The sequence below is a fragment of the Tatumella sp. UCD-D_suzukii genome (genome assembly GCF_000611875.2).
Taxonomy (GTDB): Bacteria; Pseudomonadota; Gammaproteobacteria; order Enterobacterales; family Enterobacteriaceae; genus Tatumella; species Tatumella ptyseos.
In genome coordinates this window covers 1-878 of sequence record NZ_JFJX01000058.1, presented here as the reverse complement: position 1 = coordinate 878, position 878 = coordinate 1, and the positions used below count along the sequence as shown (strand labels likewise).

Below are 878 nucleotides of genomic sequence, written 5' to 3'. Positions count from 1 at the left end.
CAACTCGACTCCATGAAGTCGGAATCGCTAGTAATCGTAGATCAGAATGCTACGGTGAATACGTTCCCGGGCCTTGTACACACCGCCCGTCACACCATGGGAGTGGGTTGCAAAAGAAGTAGATAGCTTAACCTTCGGGAGGGCGTTTACCACTTTGTGATTCATGACTGGGGTGAAGTCGTAACAAGGTAACCGTAGGGGAACCTGCGGTTGGATCACCTCCTTACCTGAAGATACACTCCCGCGTAGTGCTCACACAGATTGTCTGATGAAATTAAAGAGAGCAGTAATCTTCTGCAGGCTTGTAGCTCAGGTGGTTAGAGCGCACCCCTGATAAGGGTGAGGTCGGTGGTTCAAGTCCACTCAGGCCTACCAATTCTTTCTCATACGGCGTTATGACTCCGGCTCGCATAGCAGGCTATGCGTCGCGAAGCCATGCCTTGTCTGAAAAAGAATAGGACACTTCAGAAAATTACCATCGATGGGGCTATAGCTCAGCTGGGAGAGCGCCTGCCTTGCACGCAGGAGGTCAGCGGTTCGATCCCGCTTAGCTCCACCATCATTCAGCAGTGCCTGCTGAAACATATCTTAAAGATGACTTGCGAGTCATGTTTAAGATATTGCTCTTTAACAATACGGAACAAGCTGAAAATTTGAAAACAATGAATAACGTTAAGTTATTCAGAGTCTCTCAAAAACTTTTACGATTCAGAGTCGTTGCAAGACGTCTGTGGGTTGTGAGGTTAAGCGAATAAGCGTACACGGTGGATGCCCTGGCAGTCAGAGGCGATGAAGGACGTGCTAATCTGCGATAAGCGTCGGTAAGGTGATATGAACCGTTACAGCCGACGATTTCCGAATGGGGAAACCCGGTGCAC

The 878-nt window shown here is 49.0% G+C and carries 2 tRNA genes and 2 rRNA genes; all 4 read left to right on the top strand.

Going from position 1 to position 878, the window contains the following annotated elements:
- Nucleotides 1-226, top strand: a 16S ribosomal RNA gene (locus CG67_RS13820); the annotation flags it as partial.
- Between the two features lie 72 nt (nt 227-298).
- Nucleotides 299-375, top strand: a tRNA-Ile gene (locus CG67_RS13815).
- A gap of 108 nt (nt 376-483) precedes the next feature.
- A tRNA-Ala gene (locus tag CG67_RS13810) sits at nt 484-559 on the top strand.
- 182 nt (nt 560-741) lie between these two features.
- Nucleotides 742-878 (top strand): 23S ribosomal RNA (locus CG67_RS13805); the annotation flags it as partial.